This window comes from Pseudomonas luteola NBRC 103146, from assembly GCF_002091675.1.
Taxonomy (GTDB): domain Bacteria; phylum Pseudomonadota; class Gammaproteobacteria; order Pseudomonadales; family Pseudomonadaceae; genus Chryseomonas; species Chryseomonas luteola.
Map to the genome: position 1 here is coordinate 1 of NZ_BDAE01000076.1, position 1,429 is coordinate 1,429.

Below are 1,429 nucleotides of genomic sequence, written 5' to 3' on the forward strand. Positions count from 1 at the left end.
TTTAGTGCAGCCAACGCATTGGGCATAAAGCCAGGAGCACCCACTTCACCCAGGCAATGCTTGAAGCCTGCCTTCTTACAGAGGGCTATGCATTCCTTCATCCGATTAACGCCGACTTGAGGGTCGATGTTGTCGTGTCCGTAACCCCCACCAGCATTCTCATCCATGTATAGATGGGTATGGATTTCAATGCGGTTCGCTGGGTCCTTCAGGGTGAATAGCTTTTCGTTGCCCTTAGCCTTAAAGCTTGCCGTGGTTGCCCAATCAAAGGACTCGACAGCAATGGCGCACTGCATATCGATCTTGCGGATCTCATCGATACACAGCTGGGCCTCTTTGACCCACACGTCTACAGAAGGAATACCTACGGGCTCGTTACATAGATCAATACCGTAGAACGCCGCATAAGCCTCTGGATCTGACTTGATCAATGCAACGATCTTGGCGTCTACGTCAGCCAACGCACCATGAGGTACCGCTGCCGTTCCGATCTTCTGCCGATTAGCCGCCGTGTTGGTAGTGGTGTAGCCCACATAGTTATGGACATCCACCAGGACCTTTAGCCCCACTTTTCCGTGGAGCTTGATGTTATCTAGCAGCTCTTTGCTGTAGCCGGGATCTAGCGGGCCAAATAGCTTGCGTTGGATACGCTCCCAGGCAATACCGACACGGGCTTTCTTGGCACCGAATCCTGCCCAACGCGCGATCTGTGCAGCACTAGCCCAGAAGTAATTAGTACCTGCCTTTCCTGGTAGGACAGTCTCACCGCCACCGGCCTGCCCGATGTTGACGCAGAAGAGGCCTTTCGGCGCTAGGTTAGGGTTCGAACCAGCAACGGGAGCCGGATCATTGGCCGGTACGCTTGGAGTCACCGGAGTAGCCGATGACCCCTCAGACTTTGGGACAGTGAAGATCACCGCCTTACCAGCCACCTTGCTGGGATCTAGCTTGTTACCTTCAAAGGTTACGCTTGTCTTATCGTTAAATACTTCGACGTTGATGACCTTGCGGGTAGTGCCGTCAGGCAATGCTGCTGTCTGCCCTTTAGCCAAGGCAGGGTTACTGGCGACAGAGATACGTGCAGCGTCATCTGCTACCCATACGCCTAGGTTCCAATCACCTGTAGTCACCTGCTCATTAGGCACAAGGCTTAACGTTGTGGTCTCTTGGCCAGAAGGTTGGCCAGGGGCAGACCCAGTATCTACGGGGCTTTGAGTGCCATTGCCATCTGTTTCACCCCCTGTTTGTTGGCCAGGGGTTGTGGCTGGCGTACCTGCATTGATCTTGGCGATTGCATCCGACAACGGCGCTATAGCCTTCGTGACACTGCTATCGATGAGCGCAGTGAGTTCGTCGTCCGTAAGAACGACTATTTTGGGCATTTCGGCCATGTGACTCGTCTCCTAGGGTTGCCGCGCCGGACAACGTT

1 protein-coding gene is annotated in these 1,429 nt (G+C 54.0%); it reads right to left on the reverse strand.

The window, feature by feature from the left end; all coding sequences use genetic code 11:
• A partial coding sequence (locus tag PLU01S_RS25105; protein ID WP_139804011.1) for a cellulase family glycosylhydrolase occupies positions 1–1,391 on the reverse strand: 1,391 nt, incomplete at its 3' end.
• Positions 1,392–1,429: the final 38 nt, after the last annotated feature.